This window comes from Listeria grandensis (genome assembly GCF_014322885.1).
Classification (GTDB): Bacteria; Bacillota; Bacilli; order Lactobacillales; family Listeriaceae; genus Listeria_A; species Listeria_A grandensis.
Genome location: NZ_JAASUG010000007.1, coordinates 190,363 through 205,930 on the forward strand (window position 1 = coordinate 190,363; position 15,568 = coordinate 205,930).

The 15,568-nt window shown below is 42.4% G+C and carries 13 protein-coding genes and 1 other RNA gene; 4 read left to right on the forward strand and 10 right to left on the reverse strand.

All coding sequences use genetic code 11. The features are described from left to right. Nucleotides 1–223 precede the first annotated feature (223 nt). From HCJ54_RS11145 to HCJ54_RS11170, 6 genes are all read right to left on the reverse strand, one after another. A complete protein-coding gene (locus HCJ54_RS11145; protein ID WP_187137680.1) occupies nt 224–1,099 on the reverse strand; it encodes an alpha/beta hydrolase in 876 nt (291 codons plus the stop codon). Between the two features lie 72 nt (nt 1,100–1,171). Beyond that, nucleotides 1,172–1,432 (reverse strand): YaaL family protein, encoded by a 261-nt coding sequence (locus HCJ54_RS11150; RefSeq protein ID WP_036067661.1) that lies wholly within the window; start codon nt 1,430–1,432, stop codon nt 1,172–1,174. Between the two features lie 17 nt (nt 1,433–1,449). Next, the gene (recR, locus tag HCJ54_RS11155; RefSeq protein WP_036067663.1) at nt 1,450–2,046 is read right to left on the reverse strand and encodes a recombination mediator RecR; all 597 of its coding nucleotides are present in this window, start codon (nt 2,044–2,046) and stop codon (nt 1,450–1,452) included. Nucleotides 2,047–2,278: 232 nt separating this feature from the next. After that, nucleotides 2,279–2,596 carry a YbaB/EbfC family nucleoid-associated protein gene (locus HCJ54_RS11160; protein WP_036067665.1) on the reverse strand — a complete coding sequence of 106 codons (318 nt, stop codon included), beginning with the start codon at nt 2,594–2,596 and terminating at the stop codon, nt 2,279–2,281. 31 nt (nt 2,597–2,627) lie between these two features. Next, nucleotides 2,628–4,358 (reverse strand): DNA polymerase III subunit gamma/tau, encoded by a 1,731-nt coding sequence (gene dnaX, locus HCJ54_RS11165; protein WP_187137681.1) that lies wholly within the window; start codon nt 4,356–4,358, stop codon nt 2,628–2,630. 204 nt (nt 4,359–4,562) lie between these two features. Continuing rightward, a complete protein-coding gene (locus tag HCJ54_RS11170) occupies nt 4,563–5,015 on the reverse strand; it encodes a DUF3284 domain-containing protein (RefSeq protein WP_185409469.1) in 453 nt (150 codons plus the stop codon). Between the two features lie 138 nt (nt 5,016–5,153). Between HCJ54_RS11170 and HCJ54_RS11175 the strand changes: the two genes are divergently transcribed. The 3 genes from HCJ54_RS11175 (at nt 5,154) to HCJ54_RS11185 (ending at nt 8,245) form a co-directional block, all read left to right on the forward strand. Further along, nucleotides 5,154–5,306, forward strand: a complete 153-nt coding sequence (locus HCJ54_RS11175) for a hypothetical protein (protein ID WP_159101149.1) — start codon at nt 5,154–5,156, stop codon at nt 5,304–5,306. A 191-nt stretch (nt 5,307–5,497) separates the two neighbouring features. Beyond that, complete coding sequence (locus HCJ54_RS11180) at nt 5,498–7,267, forward strand: CocE/NonD family hydrolase (protein ID WP_187137682.1); 1,770 nt, start codon at nt 5,498–5,500, stop codon at nt 7,265–7,267. A 69-nt stretch (nt 7,268–7,336) separates the two neighbouring features. Further along, complete coding sequence (locus HCJ54_RS11185) at nt 7,337–8,245, forward strand: LysR family transcriptional regulator (RefSeq protein WP_187137698.1); 909 nt, start codon at nt 7,337–7,339, stop codon at nt 8,243–8,245. Between the two features lie 82 nt (nt 8,246–8,327). On the opposite strand, the gene HCJ54_RS11190 is transcribed toward HCJ54_RS11185, so the two are convergent. Then, nucleotides 8,328–8,810: a hypothetical protein gene (locus tag HCJ54_RS11190; RefSeq protein WP_187137683.1), complete on the reverse strand. Its 483-nt coding sequence runs from the start codon at nt 8,808–8,810 to the stop codon at nt 8,328–8,330. A 350-nt stretch (nt 8,811–9,160) separates the two neighbouring features. Between HCJ54_RS11190 and HCJ54_RS11195 the strand changes: the two genes are divergently transcribed. Beyond that, complete coding sequence (locus HCJ54_RS11195) at nt 9,161–12,043, forward strand: S8 family serine peptidase (protein WP_187137684.1); 2,883 nt, start codon at nt 9,161–9,163, stop codon at nt 12,041–12,043. 68 nt (nt 12,044–12,111) lie between these two features. Here HCJ54_RS11195 and HCJ54_RS11200 read toward each other — a convergent pair whose 3' ends face one another. The 3 genes from HCJ54_RS11200 to HCJ54_RS11210 all read right to left on the reverse strand — a co-directional run bounded on the left by HCJ54_RS11200 (nt 12,112) and on the right by HCJ54_RS11210 (nt 15,562). Continuing rightward, the gene (locus tag HCJ54_RS11200) at nt 12,112–12,363 is read right to left on the reverse strand and encodes a DUF2187 domain-containing protein (RefSeq protein ID WP_036067679.1); all 252 of its coding nucleotides are present in this window, start codon (nt 12,361–12,363) and stop codon (nt 12,112–12,114) included. 228 nt (nt 12,364–12,591) lie between these two features. Continuing rightward, nucleotides 12,592–12,858, reverse strand: an RNA gene (gene ffs / locus HCJ54_RS11205) — signal recognition particle sRNA large type. A 103-nt stretch (nt 12,859–12,961) separates the two neighbouring features. Beyond that, nucleotides 12,962–15,562 carry an alpha-mannosidase gene (locus tag HCJ54_RS11210; protein ID WP_187137685.1) on the reverse strand — a complete coding sequence of 867 codons (2,601 nt, stop codon included), beginning with the start codon at nt 15,560–15,562 and terminating at the stop codon, nt 12,962–12,964. Nucleotides 15,563–15,568: the final 6 nt, after the last annotated feature.

Consider the following 15,568-nt stretch of genomic DNA (forward strand, 5'->3'; position numbering starts at 1 on the left):
TAGAAAGCAAGCCCAAAGAATCATCACATTAGTAGATAGAGCCATAGCTAGCACCTACAGCTCTATCTACTTGGGATGAGGGCCGTGTAAATAAGCTGCACACATATAAAACCTATTTACAAAGCCTCCTTCATTCTACCTTATTTTTTCGGTGCAGTCAATTATTTGTCAGAAAATACTTTTTAATTCATTTTAACTAATTTTATAGTCTGAATAACTATTTTTATGGGTGATTTTCGATGAATTGCTTAATTTCTCGATCCACACCGATGTTAGCATGGAGCCAACTATGCTGTGCGAAACGACCGGTGAACAAGACCTCTTGATAGTCGTTTCTGTTGAAAATAAATGCCGCGCTTTTGGCACTGTCCACCGCCACCGGGCCATCGCTTCGACTACCATCTTTCAGGTCACCAACAATATTTAATACTGGCAAATCGTTTGGAATTTTAGTTTTTCGCTTCATCATCTCTCGAAAGTACGCGGACTCCTTTTTTGGTCCTGTCGCCGTTAAGTCATATGGTGTCTCTCCATCGCTCGATACCGCAGAACCATTGAATGGAGTGCCTATCGCTGTGAACGTGTCTACTTTGGGGTAGCGGTCTGATTGATAGTTGTATTTTTGTAGGAAATTGACGAACGTCAAACCGCCATAAGAATGCGCGACAATATCCACTTTTTCGATGTCGTATTCTTTTTTCAATTTGTCCATGGCATTGGCAAACCAAGCCGCGTTATTTGGTATGATAGATCGCGGATTTTCAAAATTGACACGAATCATCGGTCGCTTCATCGCCTTATCGTAAACTCCGGAAACATCAATATCGCCATTCTCCCGCACGAGTAATTTCAAAGAACGCGTAGCAAAATCAGATGCGCTATAACGAACTGTCGTAGTGAAAAAAGTCCAATTGGAGCCGTCGTAACCATGGATAAACACAATTGGTTCATTAGTTGTGTCTGCAGTGCTCGTAATCCCCATCGCATGCTTTACCCGAAAGCCTAAAGGATCGAGCAACGTCGTTCTAAATGTAGCAATTAACACTAATCCTATTAGCAAAATAGCAAGGGTCAGCATAATAACGTTACGTTTCTTCATTCTCTCACTCCATATTTTCTATTTAAACATGAAACTAGAGACCCTTTTCAAATAGGAATCTCTAGTCTTCTATTATTTCGGCGCGTTTTTTAAGTTGCGGTGTCTTGCTTCACGAAAAAGATAGAAATATTTAGCCTCTGCTTTTTTCAATTCATACTCGGTTTCGGAGTTGTATCCGAAGCTTTTGCGGGCAATATTTTTATGTTGATTCCATTTTTCTTGGGTGACTTCGATTAATTCCACCAAGTAGGCATCGTATGTTTTATGCAGCTTACCTATTTTTTGTTTCTTTTCACGTGGAGATTTCGCATTTTTGTCGCTTCTTGTTTCCATTTTCGCTCACCTCGTTTTTAAATTTCGCGTCGACCTTCTAACGCCTTAGATAGCGTCACCTCGTCAGCATATTCTAAATCGCCACCAACTGGGAGTCCGTGTGCAATTCGTGTCACTTTAATGCCCGACGGTTTTAACAACCTTGAAATATACATCGCCGTTGCTTCGCCCTCCACATTCGGATTTGTCGCCAAAACTACTTCTTGGATCGTATCATCTTGCAGGCGTTTCAGCAAATCAGGAATATTAATGTCTTCTGGACCAATCCCGTCCATCGGCGAAATCGTACCGTGAAGTACATGATACAAACCGCGGAAATCACGCATTTTTTCCATCGCAATCACGTCTTTAGCTTCCTGCACGACACAAATAATACTGCGATCCCGCGACATATCCGCACAAATATAACACGGATCCTTGTCCGTAATATGCCCACAAACCGAGCAAAAGCTCAAGTTACGCTTCGCATCCACGAGCGCCTTCGCAAAATCAAGTACATCTTCTTCCTTCATGTCCAACGTAAAAAAAGCCAGCCGTGCCGCTGTTTTCGGTCCGATCCCTGGCAATTTCATAAAGCTGTCCATTAGTTTAGTAATCGGTTCCGGATAATGCATCTGGGGTTTCCTCCTTAACTCGGGTAAATCGGCGGCAAGCGTTCGCATTGTTGGGGCTGTTTGAAACGAAGTGAACCGTTAATCCATTCGCAACCCATGAAATACAAACGCTTTCGCTCGATTTAGTGCATTGCGAAGTATTAATTCTATATCAAACATGGCAAGTTCCTAGTGCTGCTCATTGTTTGCTTTAGATCAATACTTTTAATGCAAATTTCAATCTAATATCTAATTACATCCCCGGTAAGTTCATACCTTGCGTAAATTTGCCCATTGTGGATGCCGTCGTGTCTTCTACTTGTTTCAACGCGTCGTTTGTTGCTGCTAAAATTAGGTCTTGTAGCATTTCGATGTCTTCTGGATCTACTACTTCTTCTTTCACAATGACATCTGTCACGAGGCGTTTTCCTGTCATTTCAACGGTTACCATGCCGCCGCCTGCGGTTCCTGTGAAGCTTCTTTCCTCTAGTTCAGCTTGTGCTTTCGCCATTTCTTTTTGCATCTTTTGCATTTGTTTCATCATACCTTGCATATTTCCCATTCCACGCATTATTAAATCTCCTCTTTCTTATCTTAGTTTTTTATTCTTTAATTTCAAGTAAGCCTTCTCCAACTAGTTTCGCAGCTTCACTGATAATTGGATCAACAGCCGGTTCTGACGGTTTTTCGCCGCCTTCTTCTGATTCGGTGTTGTCCGCATTTTTCAGGAAGTTCTCGCGGATTTCGCCCCATTGGTCTTCGGGAATGCCGATGAAGGAGTAGTTATTCTTCGTCAGCCGCGAAATGCCGTTCGTTACTGTTTCCACAAAATTGGGATTATCCATCGCCATTTGACAATGAATCTCATGCTTAAATTTTAACACAAAAGTGTCGCTAGAGGCAGCTACAGGCTCTGCTTCGTTTAAAAGTGCGGCTTGTGAGGCCATCAGCATCGAAATCAAGTCACTCCAACAGCTACGAATGAGTTGTAAATCTTGTTTTTTCGCAGCGCTTAGTACGGAATTGATGCGGCCTACTGGTGCTTTAAACTGCTTGTTTCCTGATATCGCTTGCTTCTTGCGCGGTGCGGCGGATGGAGCATTTGTCCCATTTGCTGCCACTGCACCATTCGCGATTTGCCGTTTTAGGTCGTTTAATTCTTGCTCCAAACGATCGACTTTGCTCACGAGCTCAGCAACATCTTGACTAGGTGCGGCGGTTGTATTCGTTGCCGCAACGGGTGCACCTCCACCAACTTGTATCAACTGTACAAGCGCAACTTCGATGTAGATTCCTGGATGATTCGAAAACCGCATTTGTTGCCCAGCATCGTTTAAAATCGTCACGTATTGGTATATTTTATTCGCATCCGCAGACGTCGCCAATGTTTGGAACGCTTCATCAATAACCGCACGCTCCATCGCATCTGTTAAATCCGGTGCCTTTTGGAATAGCAACACATCGCGGAAAAAGACAAGTAGGTCTTCCACTAGGCGAACCGGGTCTTTTCCTTCTGCGAGTAGTCCGGATAGCTTTTCTAATGCCATTTTTGCGTCCGAGTTGATAACGGCTTGGACAAGTTCGGTGAGCATGCCTTGTGCTACGGAACCAGTGATTTCAAGCGCATCGGCAACAGTGACCTCTTGCGTGCCGTACGAAATAACCTGATCAAGCAAACTTAGCGCATCACGCATCCCGCCTTCTGCTGCACGGGCCACAATGTCAAGCGCCTTCTCATCATACGCCACTTTTTCCTCGTCTAAAATGAACGCCAAACGCCCAATAATGTCTTGCGTCGTAATACGTTTGAAATCGAAGCGCTGTACCCGTGAAATAATCGTCAGCGGCAACTTATGCGGTTCTGTTGTCGCCAAAATAAAGATAACATGTTTCGGTGGTTCTTCGAGCGTTTTTAAAAGCGCATTGAAAGCTCCCGTCGAAAGCATGTGTACCTCATCAATAATGTACACTTTATACTTTGCGATAGTTGGCGCATACTTCACCTTTTCCCGAATATCGCGAATCTCCTCGACACCGTTGTTCGATGCCGCATCGATCTCGAGAACGTCAGGAATCGAGCCATCCGTCGTACCCGTACAAATCTCACAATCATTACAAGGCTCACCGTCCACGCTATTTGGACAGTTAATCGCCTTTGCAAAAATCTTCGCCGCACTCGTCTTACCCGTTCCACGCGGACCAGAAAACAAGTACGCATGAGACGTCTTATTTTGGACGATAGCATTTTTGAGTGTTCGTGTTACATGTTCTTGCCCGACCACATCTTGAAAACTTTGCGGCCTGAAAACACGGTATAGTGCCTGATATGCCATTTTTACTCCTTTCAGCGAAGCGACAAGTGCTCACCTTTGTTGGTACTGTTAAAATGTAATGAGTTACAGTACCAATATGCAGGGGAACGAAGTGAGTCTGTAGTCCATCTCCCGACCTTTCTTCATTCCGAATTTGCCTTGTCTGCTATCTGCGTATTCTGTATTTCCATTATATCTTATAAAACCCTATTTGATAAGCTCGAGTTAGCCTTCAATCTTCGAGACTAGATCCTTATGTTGTTGGATTACCAAGGCTTCGATTCCGTCTAGCATCCGAGTGATTCGTTTCTTACGCGTGAATCCTAGCATGCCGCCGACAAGGATATTATTCCAACGTGCCATCGCCGTCTTCGCTTCCACTGTCTCATCATAAATCACTTCACATGTATGCTCTGTAACAGCCTCAATCGTGTAGCTCGTCGTGTGCGTATTCACATGCGTCTTCGTCTGGAATTCATAAACTTCAGGTGGCGTACATTTCGTAATAATCATCATCGCTTCCGAACCGTTCGCCATCTTCCGCTTAAATTTCAGACCTTCCAGCTTCTGCACAAGCGGTTTCTTCCCTGTCGCCACTTTCACATCATGGACAACGGAATTCATAATCGTATCAAAACACTCTTTTTGCGAGATCGCGAGTTTTTTCGTAATTTTCAATGGTTTAACGCTCCTTCTTCACTTTATTCCATGGCAACTGCTTCTCTAAAATTATCCCATTTACGTGCTCCTTTTACAAGCATATAAGGAAAGAAAATGAGATTTGTAGTATAATGGGAGAGAAATGGAGGTCATAGCATGGCACAAAAAGCAGATTTCCCAGACTTCGACAACGGCAAACTGGTGAAGAAAAATGATTATACCATCGTGCTCCCCGGTGACAAGGAAATTATTTTGCCGACGAAAAAGAAGGCTGATGATGAGAAAGACGAGTCCAAAGATACAGAATAGGGAAAAGCCTCGATATTTAGACCAACAATCTAACGTATCGAGGCTTTTGCTTTTTTATGCTATTCATTTACTGCATAACACAAATATTCGTAACCTGCGTATACAAAAAAACGATTGTACTTCTAAAATATTCCCCCGTATAATTTGAGGTGTAGAGAAGCTTAGTAATATTATTCTTGGAGGTAGTATAGATGACTGCAAAAGTTACAGAAAAAATGTGTTTTAGTTCATCCTTTGAATATCTTGATAACGGTATCGAGCATGGCGTTCTTAGTCCATTTGAAACAAAAGAAATGCTTTTGAGAAAAGGCCAATTAATCGCTGAAGGTTTTAAACCACTGACTTGCGATATTAAAATGTTAAAAGACGTACCCGTTAAATTACGTGATGGTGTCACGATTTACACGGACATCTATTTACCCGTAACAGAAGAAAAAGTGCCAGCTCTCATCGCTTGGAGCCCTTATGGAAAAAGCGCTGGAACTGCCCCCCGTTACAAAAATCTTTTCAATATGCTCGGCATGGGAAACGGATGGAACTCAGGTTTGACAAAATTCGAAGCGCCTGATCCTGCTTACTGGTGTGCACATGGTTATGCCGTTTGCAACCCTGATATGCGCGGTATCGCTCATAGTGAAGGCGACACAACCATGATTGGCTCTCAAGAAGCAGAGGACGGTTATGATTTAGTTGAATGGTTGGCCTCTCAATCTTGGTCTAATGGCAAAACAGCGCTTACAGGAACGTCCTATTTAGCATTTTCCCAATGGTTTATCGCATCTGCCCAGCCCCCCCACTTAACATGCATCAATCCTACCGAGGGACTTGCAGACGGCTATCGCGATTTAGCTTTTATCGGCGGAATCCCTGATGAGAATTTCATAGATCGTTTGCAAGTGAATCACGTTAGCGCTAAAGGTGCCCAACGTGAAGATCTAGTAAAAGAAATGAGCGCTTATCCGATGGCCGATGCTGATATTTGGAAAGACAAAATTGCGGATGCAAGCAAAATCACTGTTCCTGCTTTCGTTATAGCAAGCTACTCCAACACATTACACACAATGGGTACATTCCGTGCGTGGCGCTCATTGGGCTCAACAGAAAAGTGGCTTCGTATTCACGATCGTCAAGAATGGCCATATTACTATGATGAAAGCAATACAGAAGAGTTACGTCGATTCTTTGATTATTATTTGCTCGAAAAAGATAATGGTTGGCTAGATACACCAACAGTGCGCTATTCCCTTATCGATTTCCATGGAAGTAATCAAACGGACCTACCATCAGAAACTTTCCCACCTGTCGCTAGCGAAAATAAACGTTACTACATGAATGGTAAATTCCGTACGTTACAAGAAAGTCCAGAATCAGAAGACTTCCCAGTGAAATATGTTGCCAACAGCGTACCAGGGCGTACTTCTTTTCAAATGACCTTCGACAAGGACACGAATTTTGTTGGTTATCCGAAAGCGAAACTCTTCATGGAAGTGGATGGCTACGACGATATGGATGTTTTTGTTTGGCTTCAAAAAATAGACAAACTCGGTAATGTTTTGAGTGAATTCGTCGTTCCAAATCACGGCGCTGCTCTGCAAGATTTTACGCAAGAAGGCGCATCCGCTTTACGGTATAAAGGCTCTTGGGGACGTCTTCGTGCCTCCATGCGTCACCTTGATAGTGAACTCGCAACAGATGAAATTCCCGCTTACAGTTTTGACAGAGTTGAAAAATTAGTACAAGGGGAAATCGTTGCATTGGATATTGTTTTAAGTCCCCTTGGTCTATCTTATAAAGCCGGTGAAACGTTACGCGTTGTTATTAGTACGAAAGATGAGCTTGGATCAGTTATGCCCGGAACACCTGGTTGTACACCGGATAATAAGGGCACTCATATTCTTCATCTTGGCGGAGAGCATGCTTCCTATCTCCAATTACCATTGATGGCAATTTCATCAAAATAACTTGTGAATTAAAGGTGTTAACTTTATAATAAAGCTACTACCAATACATTGGATTGGAATGGAGTTATGATGAAGTTAACAACCTTGAAGTATTTTGTTACCGTTGCTTCGGAGAGTAGTTTTACAAAAGCTTCCGAGAAACTGTATATTTCGCAACCAACGCTAAGTAGGCGCATACAAGAATTAGAAATGGAATTAGGTGTGGAACTATTTATCAGGCATAGTCATACAATTGCATTATCAAAAGCTGGCGAACAGTTTTTAACAGAAGTAAATGATGTTTTAAAGCGTGTAGATAAGCTAGCTCATATGTTTGATAAGCAAGCACATCTAGATTCAACATCCCCAATTATAAAAATCGGTTATCTCGCGAATTTCAATATGGGTATCATGTTCGAGCTATTGAAACGTTTTAAAAGTAGCCGGCCTAATGTCCAATTTGTGATGAAACAGGATACACCAATGAAGCTAGCTGATGGACTTTCTAGTGGTCAATATGATTTGGTTTTTAATTTATTAACTTATATTCCATCTAGTGAGGACGTTGAGAAAGCGATGTTTATGAAAAATCATTTACAAATTGCTATGCCTGTTGATTCAACGCTATGTCATAAGAAAAAATTGCGTTTTGCTGATTTAAGTCAGGAAACTTTTATCTTACTTGAAAGGCAACAGTCGCCTGTTATTGTAGATTACGTGGTCAGCCAGTGTCTCAAGAATGGTTTCAATGTGAAGGCAAATTGTTATGTGAAAGAACTTGATGAAGGCCTATCTTTGGTTTCACTTGGTAAAGGCCTGACCTTTTTATATTCAGGAATGAACGACGGCACGCTAGAGAATAAGTATCATATCAAAATTATCGACTTAGAAAACGATGGCGAAGATCAAAATATTGTAGCTGCTTTTGATAGAAGTAATGAAACGGATCTCCTTTTAGATTTGTTTATGTTTATACAGAGGAATTTAGCGGCTTTGTAACCTAGAAAGATACAAAAATGGTTCTTTAATAAATGTTGAGGTAGATTATTCCTGCCCTGACACTTATTATAGAACCATTTTTCTAGTTAACTTTAGGATAGGTAAGCAGCGCGCTGTAATCTTTGGATTCGTCGTCCTCAGGATCAATCCAGTTCCCGAAAACACTCATGTTCACGGTCACTTCTCCTTGATCATAACGGAAAATATAATACCAATCCGTGCTTTGCGGGTCATTCGTGTTTTTCTTTTTGCGAACTTCCTTGCTGTTCTTGTCGTAAGTAATGTCGTAATTCACATCTTCGTGCTTCGGATTTTCGAGATAAGCTTTCCACTTCGCCATGTCTTTTTTTGTCGTGATAATCCGACTGTAACCACCGCTTTTGAAGTCATGGGTAAGCTTGCTTATATCAATAATACCATCGGATGGGATGCCGTATGCCGCGATCCGTTTGTCGATCGCTGTACTCGCCTTCGCTTTGTTTATAGTGAAAATGATCGTTGGGATAGCGATGATACAGATGACTGTCAACACTGCAATTCCCCATGATTTTTTTGTGAATTTCATTAGTCCGACTCCTCGTGTAGGTTCATTCGTAATTTACAATATTATAGCATAATTAAGCATGAAAAAGCATTTTCTAATTCTTGATTCTGAATGAAAAAATGATACTTACCATCTAAATTAAGTTTCGCGTTAGAGAGCTGGTTCCAATTCACATTTTGCCGTACGAAAAAGAAGAGGAGTGTCATATAATATTCATATTTCTTTCCATCGAACGCAGTATATAACGCTTTCATTAACTTCAAAAGATAACAATGTCTTTTATATAATTTTTTTATAAATACATCTTGTCTTTTGGGAATTTCCTAGCTACAATAAAATAGAAAGACATCCTAGGAAATGAGGTTATACCATTGAAAAGAATACTGATTATATTTACTGTCCTACTCCTTGCCTGCTTGCCTTTTTCGCACGTGAAAGCGGTAACAAAAACTGACCCTTCTGCCACATTGTTAAAGGCCGAAGAAACAACCCATGCTACATTCCCTGCAGAAGAAAGTGAAGCTTGGTACAAAATTGTAGCACCAACTAGTAATGATTCTGGCCACACGCATTTCAAAGTAACATTAACAAGTAAACAAATCTTATCTTTATCGATTTATCCTAGTAAGGAGCGCGCCTTATCTGATGATACGTTCTTTAACTATCGCGTCGGCACTGGTAAAAATAATACTGCCACTGTTAACTTTCCCGATGCTTGGGACGGAGAATATTGGTTGAAGGTTTCCTATATTCCAAAGAGCGTTCCATCGACTGTTGCGCCTTATTCTTTAAAATATGAAGAAGTATTTATATCACCGGACCATCCTGCCGAGAAAAGCGCGAAAGATGCTGTTCAAACGGCTGTTATGAACAAAGAGGATGCTGCCGACATTCTAAAAAATGTGCGTTCTATTCTCGATGGCTTACTTGCAAGCTCTGATGCGGGTAAGGAAATCTCTAAACTATACTACAAAGCTTCTCCATTTCTAGTAGAAGAATTCTTGCAAAATAGTAGCTCTCGCGATGCGTTTTACAACAATTTAAAAGTTTTACGCCCAGTTATCAAAGCTGCTGCTGAAAAACGAGAATACACGATTTCTAAAGAGGAAGCCAAAGCGTTCCACGCAATTTCAGCGCTTATCAAAGACACAGTGCCAACTTCTTTAGCGAAAGATATTGCGGCTTTAGAAAATAAAATAGATAGTCAAAATTTAGCCGGTAGTAGCCTCAGTAGTATTTTCGATAGTTTAAATGTCTCTGCTACTTTTGCCAAATCAGGTACAAGTAAATTTATCGTAAAAATGAAACCAAACACATCACCAAAAAACCTGATAAAAAAAGCTAGCGAATACAGTATGAAAACTACTACACTCGATGACTCACCGTCCGTGATTATGGATGACTTTTACACGATATATCAGCCAATATCTGATAATTCCATCAAAAGTTTCAGTAAACTCGAAGCCAATACAAGAAAACAAGCACTGGATAGCCTTCCAGAGGTGGAATATGTGGAGGAAGTGACGACCTATTCGAAATCAAGTGGGTCATACGATGCCTATCAATGGGCGATTAATAAGAATTCTGTATTGAAAGATGCGGCAAATGTTGATATTCAGTATGATGATTTTTGGAAATCTACAGCCAGTCAAAAGTTAGCACCAGTTAAAGTAGCGGTGGTTGACTCTGGTGTCGATAGTCGTTTGAAAGAACTTCAAGGCAGAGTAGATATCAGCAACGCCAAGAGCTTTGTTGAGCCAAACGGTGATGGCTCCTACCTTGACGACAGCGGCCACGGCACCCATGTTGCTGGAATCATCGGGGCAAATTCAGAAAACAATTTAGGCATGAAAGGTATCGCAAATAATGCGACGATTCTACCTATTAAAGTACTAAACGCAGAGGGAAATGGCGAAACAGATGAAATAGCTCGTGGTATCCAGTATGCGGTAGATCAAAAAGTGGATGTTATCAACCTCAGCCTTGGTGGGGAATATAGCCAAACATTAGAATACGTTCTGAAAAATGCAGAGGCAAAAGGAATCACCGTTGTTGCCGCGACTGGTAACGATGGAGTGAGTAGCATTCCTTATCCTGCCAATTCAAAATACACCATTGCCGTTGGCGCAACTAACTCATTTGGTATCGTAGCTAGTTATTCCAACTATGGTCGAGAGATGGATGTAGTAGCTCCTGGAAGTAAGATTGCCAGCACAATTCCAGATGGCAACATCGCTTACATGGGTGGAACAAGCATGGCTACACCTCATGTTACAGCACTTGTTGGCTTACTCAAAGGTCAAAACAAAGCATTGAAACCTGCTGAGATTCGTCAAATTTTACGAACAACGACAAATCCACTTGAATTTTCTAGTACTGAGCAGGAAAATAACAGTGAAGAAAGAATGTCCTTCTATGAATACGGCGAATCTATTTCTCCAGCACCGCTATCTGATTTCTTTAATATCCAAGCTGGTTACGGTAAAATCAACATTTGGCACGCACTATCCAAAAATATTATCAAAGCACAACCTGCTACACTTTTCGACAACACCAATTACGCAACTGGTAAAGCATTAGCCAACACCGAAGTCAAAGTTTTCCAAGGAACCAAGAAAATTGGTGAGGGGAAAGCCACAGCCACTGGGCAATATAAAGTCTGGGTTCCGTTGCAAAAATCGGGAGCCCCACTAACACTAACCTTCAAAAATGGCACGAACGAAACAAAAGCACGCATGACTGTAGCACGTGGCGCCATTCCTGCTGCACCAAAAGTAACGACATTCACTGATAAAGACACACTCATCAAAGGACAAACTGTTGAATCCGCAAGAGTGGTTGTAAAAAACAGCAAAAATCAAATCGTAGCAAGTGGAAACGCGACGCCAACAGGCTCATTCAGCTTGAAGATCGCAAAACAACCAGCTAATAGCAAACTAAACATTCAAATTACAGATTTGGCGAAACGCACTAGCAAAGCCACGACCATTACAGTAAAAGATGTGACGCCGCCAAAAGCACCCACTGTCAATACCATTAAGAGTACATCAACGACAGTAACTGGCACAGGTGAAAAAGGCGCCACAGTACGCGTTTACTTCCAAACAAAGCTTCTTGGATCTGCAAAAGTAGATGCAAAAGGTAAATATAGTGTAAAGATTGCAAAACAAAAAAGCGGAACTAGTCTTTCCATTAAGCAGTTCGATGCTGCTAATAATGTAAGTCCCGTCGTGAATAAAAAAGTGGTGAAATAAGCCCATAAAAAAGGCGAGGAAGGTGTCTATTGATTTTTTAGATCAATGGCTACCATCCTCGCTTATTCCTATTCCACCTCAACCACCTGATACTTCTTAAAATTCACAACTGTACGTACTGGTGCATTGTGTTCCTTTTGTAAATCTTCGTCGATCGCTACAATGGCTGAGTTGATGAGCATTTTTTCAATTCGACCGAAGTATAGCTTGTCTTCTCGTTCCCACGTCACGTAATCCTCTATTTCCCCTTGTATTTCGGGGCTCAACTTTGGAGATTTCCGCAGTTCTAGCAAATTCACACCTTGATTTTCTACTGGCATTTCATTCACCCCTTTTATCTAGTATAGCTTATATGAGGGTAATTAGATACATCAATCGCGTTATGATGTCTTCGCGACAGGGGCAAGATACTCGTTATTTGGCGTTATTCGAACAGCTATAGGTGGATTACATGCATATTCGAGGCGTAACTCATGTCATTCAAACGAGTCCAACAAAAAGCCTCCTCTCAATGAAGAAAGAAGGCTCGTACATTCTAAATTATAATGCCATGCACCTTACTCCGGCGATGTATCCATCTGCGTTACCTCTGCAGTTAGCTCAGCCCAGGCGACCTCACGGCACATGGAAAGCACTGCTTAATGCTGCTTCCTTCCGGACCTGACATGGTTCGCAGGTTCCCATTGCGCAAGACCCAGACGTCAACACCACTTACAAAGGGCTGACCAAACAGGTACAAAGCCTCGGTAAGGAATTCAACCCCACTAGAGCGGATTGTGGGTTACAGGGCTCCGCTACGTCCCCATCTAGCATGACAAATTAGCTGCCATTTCTAAAAACGGCTCATGTACTAATATACCTTTATTTCTTGGAAAAGGCAAGTGGAAACATGGTTTTGACTCGAATTCATACTACTTTTTAAATTGGTAATCGTAATGTTATGGCATCCATCGCTGGAATGGTGAAATCTTGATTTGGTAGGGGTTCTTCGATGGCGTTTAGTAATTCGATTTTTGCTTCTGTGATCTGCGTTGGTTCCAGTTTTTGTGGTGTGCTTGTTGGATTTTCGAGTCGAATGATGTATTTGTCTGCTTCATAGTAGGAGGGATAGCACGCCGAAACGAGGTATTCTTTTGGTATGTCGATGAGTTCTAGGGTGCGCGGTAAGCCTCGTTGTTGTTCGGTTTTCTGGATTTTATTATCTAGCCGATGCAAAAAATAATTGTAAGCTTGGCGTTGATAGGACACGGTTGTCGCATTAAATTCGCGGTTTTTTTGTGCTGTTCTAGCGGCATCGAAAGTCGTACTGCTCAGATGGATTGCGAGTGAAAATGTGTGGGTACCGACGAGCTGGGCGCCTTCTGTCTGGATGAGAATATGGCCTTTTTTGGTCGTGTCTCCTGATGCGCGGCCTGGACGGTATGCGAGATCTGGTTTGCCGAGTTGACTGGTCGTTGCGAGAAGCGTTAGCGCTAACTGATCGCCGTGTTGTTGGTATTCTTTGATGCCTCGTGTGAAGATCGTGCAGCTTCTTGTTGAGTTGCTCAGCGTGACACTTTGTTCCAATGGCTCGATATCGATCGGCATTTCGCTATAGGTTTCCTGCCAATTCGCCGGTACGCCTGGTGTTCTTTCGAGATAGCCAAATGGCAGTGACGCGATGTTTGTCGTTGTTTTCACGCCGGTGTTGATTTTTAGGCGAAGACGATGACTCAGAATCTGGTTATTCACTTCGATATTACAAAAAAGTAATTCGCTGCCGATTTTGAGTTCTAGCGTCATTTGGATGTCTAGTTCACCTTCCTTCGCACCATTCAATCGGTCATCTAAATCAAACGGGAGCTTCCCTACCCCTGACAAAATTAAGCGCTCCACTTTTGGCGACTTTTCGGTGTTTGCCTCCGTGAACAAGAACGAGCGTGGCTCATCGCCTGCTAACGGGGAGTAGTCATACGTGTCACCAGCATTGGCGCTATCTTCTAACTCGATGAAAACTGGTTGCTTCGCGCCATCTGGTGTTTCTAGCGTGATTCCGCCGTCTTGAAAAGCAATTTTGTAATGCTCATTCTGAATCTCTGTTTTGTCTGTCTGGGTCATCGCATACAGTGATTGCTTGGTTTCCTCAAACGCAATTACTTTGTAACCCAATCCTGGCAGATCTATGCCCAGCCTCACTTGCAACACATAATATCCTGGTTCTTCAATAAATTGATTCCCTGCCGGCGTCTCTTCTAACACGTTTTCTCTGGCTTCAATGTATGTTTCTTGTGTGATCGTTGCGTCTGGATATTCCGGAAAATGAATCTGCTTCGTTTTCGTGATTACCTCGATGTCTTTATAGCCGCTAAATCTGGTAAGCTCCGTGTTGAAAACAAGGATTTCGTTGCTCGCAAGCGACAGGTCGTCCGCGATTTTCTTAACAATCGTGTTTTCGATGCTATCGCATAATTCGTCGGCCTCCTTCATCCGATGCAAAATATCTTCGGCAACAGGATCGGAGACACAACCTGCTAGACTATCGTGGGCTTGCCCTTCCAGCAACTTTTTCCAAGTGTGCATGAGCAAGCGCTCGCTGATGTGGATGCCAGATGCTTTAGCAATAACCAGTAACGGTTCGATGCGCGTGAGCAGTTTTTGCTCCAGTTCGGCGCTTTTAAGCTTGATATTCATGCGGCTTGAACCGATTGTTTTGTGAACACGAGCGAGTACGGGGCTTCGGAATTCGCCTCGAAAGCGCTCCAAATCAGGTAATGTTTTCACATACTTAATAAAATCCTGATACGTACTCAAAGCGTAAGAATGACGCCCCATCTCGTTTATTTGCGCTAATTTCCCGGAAAAATCAGTGATGATGTTTAGTTGGTCATTTCCCGATGGAATCAGTACTTCTTTCGTCTGGCTATACTGCGTAATAAAATCAATTGCGGGGTCTAGACGCCCATTCACATACGCCGACGTCGGCTCAAGTAACATCCCCGTTCCGTAACCTTGAGGCATATTAATCGCGTAAATTTCCGCCTCATCGCCCAATCCCCGCCACTTAAAATACGTTGATTGCACCTGCTCACCGAGATGAATACCGCGCCAAAAAATGATATTATCAAAACCAGCGTGGGCAAGCAATGTCGGCATTTGGGCGTTAAAACCAAACGTATCTGGCAAATAACCGATTTTCATGTAGTCGCCATATTTTTTGCTATCAAAAATGCCAATCATCGCGTTCCGCAAAATCGATTCGCCGTGCGCGAAAAAAGCGTCTGTTTGTGTAAACCATGGCCCAATAAATAGTTGTTTATCCGCGATCAACTGCTGTATGTCGGTTAATTTTTCAGGATACAGGGCGACATAATCATCCAAAATCGACAATTGCCCGTCCAACACGAAATTCGCCTCTGGATGCTTCTGCAACTCCTCGATGACCTCTGTAAAAAGTTGTTCACTTAACACTAACGCATCGGCGGACGTAAAATACCATTCCCGATCCCAATGCGTATGATTGACAATGTGTGCTTTAACCATAATTAC

What these genes read in the sequence shown, in the direction of transcription:
- HCJ54_RS11210 (WP_187137685.1), bottom strand. Translation starts at nt 15,562, where the DNA reads ATGGTTAAAGCACACATTGTCAATCATACGCATTGGGATCGGGAATGG.
- HCJ54_RS11190 (WP_187137683.1), bottom strand. Translation starts at nt 8,810, where the DNA reads ATGAAATTCACAAAAAAATCATGGGGAATTGCAGTGTTGACAGTCATC.
- HCJ54_RS11180 (WP_187137682.1), top strand. Translation starts at nt 5,498, where the DNA reads ATGACTGCAAAAGTTACAGAAAAAATGTGTTTTAGTTCATCCTTTGAA.
- HCJ54_RS11175 (WP_159101149.1), top strand. Translation starts at nt 5,154, where the DNA reads ATGGCACAAAAAGCAGATTTCCCAGACTTCGACAACGGCAAACTGGTG.
- recR (WP_036067663.1), bottom strand. Translation starts at nt 2,046, where the DNA reads ATGCATTATCCGGAACCGATTACTAAACTAATGGACAGCTTTATGAAA.
- HCJ54_RS11150 (WP_036067661.1), bottom strand. Translation starts at nt 1,432, where the DNA reads ATGGAAACAAGAAGCGACAAAAATGCGAAATCTCCACGTGAAAAGAAA.
- HCJ54_RS11160 (WP_036067665.1), bottom strand. Translation starts at nt 2,596, where the DNA reads ATGCGTGGAATGGGAAATATGCAAGGTATGATGAAACAAATGCAAAAG.
- HCJ54_RS11185 (WP_187137698.1), top strand. Translation starts at nt 7,337, where the DNA reads ATGAAGTTAACAACCTTGAAGTATTTTGTTACCGTTGCTTCGGAGAGT.
- HCJ54_RS11145 (WP_187137680.1), bottom strand. Translation starts at nt 1,099, where the DNA reads ATGAAGAAACGTAACGTTATTATGCTGACCCTTGCTATTTTGCTAATA.
- dnaX (WP_187137681.1), bottom strand. Translation starts at nt 4,358, where the DNA reads ATGGCATATCAGGCACTATACCGTGTTTTCAGGCCGCAAAGTTTTCAA.
- HCJ54_RS11200 (WP_036067679.1), bottom strand. Translation starts at nt 12,363, where the DNA reads ATGCCAGTAGAAAATCAAGGTGTGAATTTGCTAGAACTGCGGAAATCT.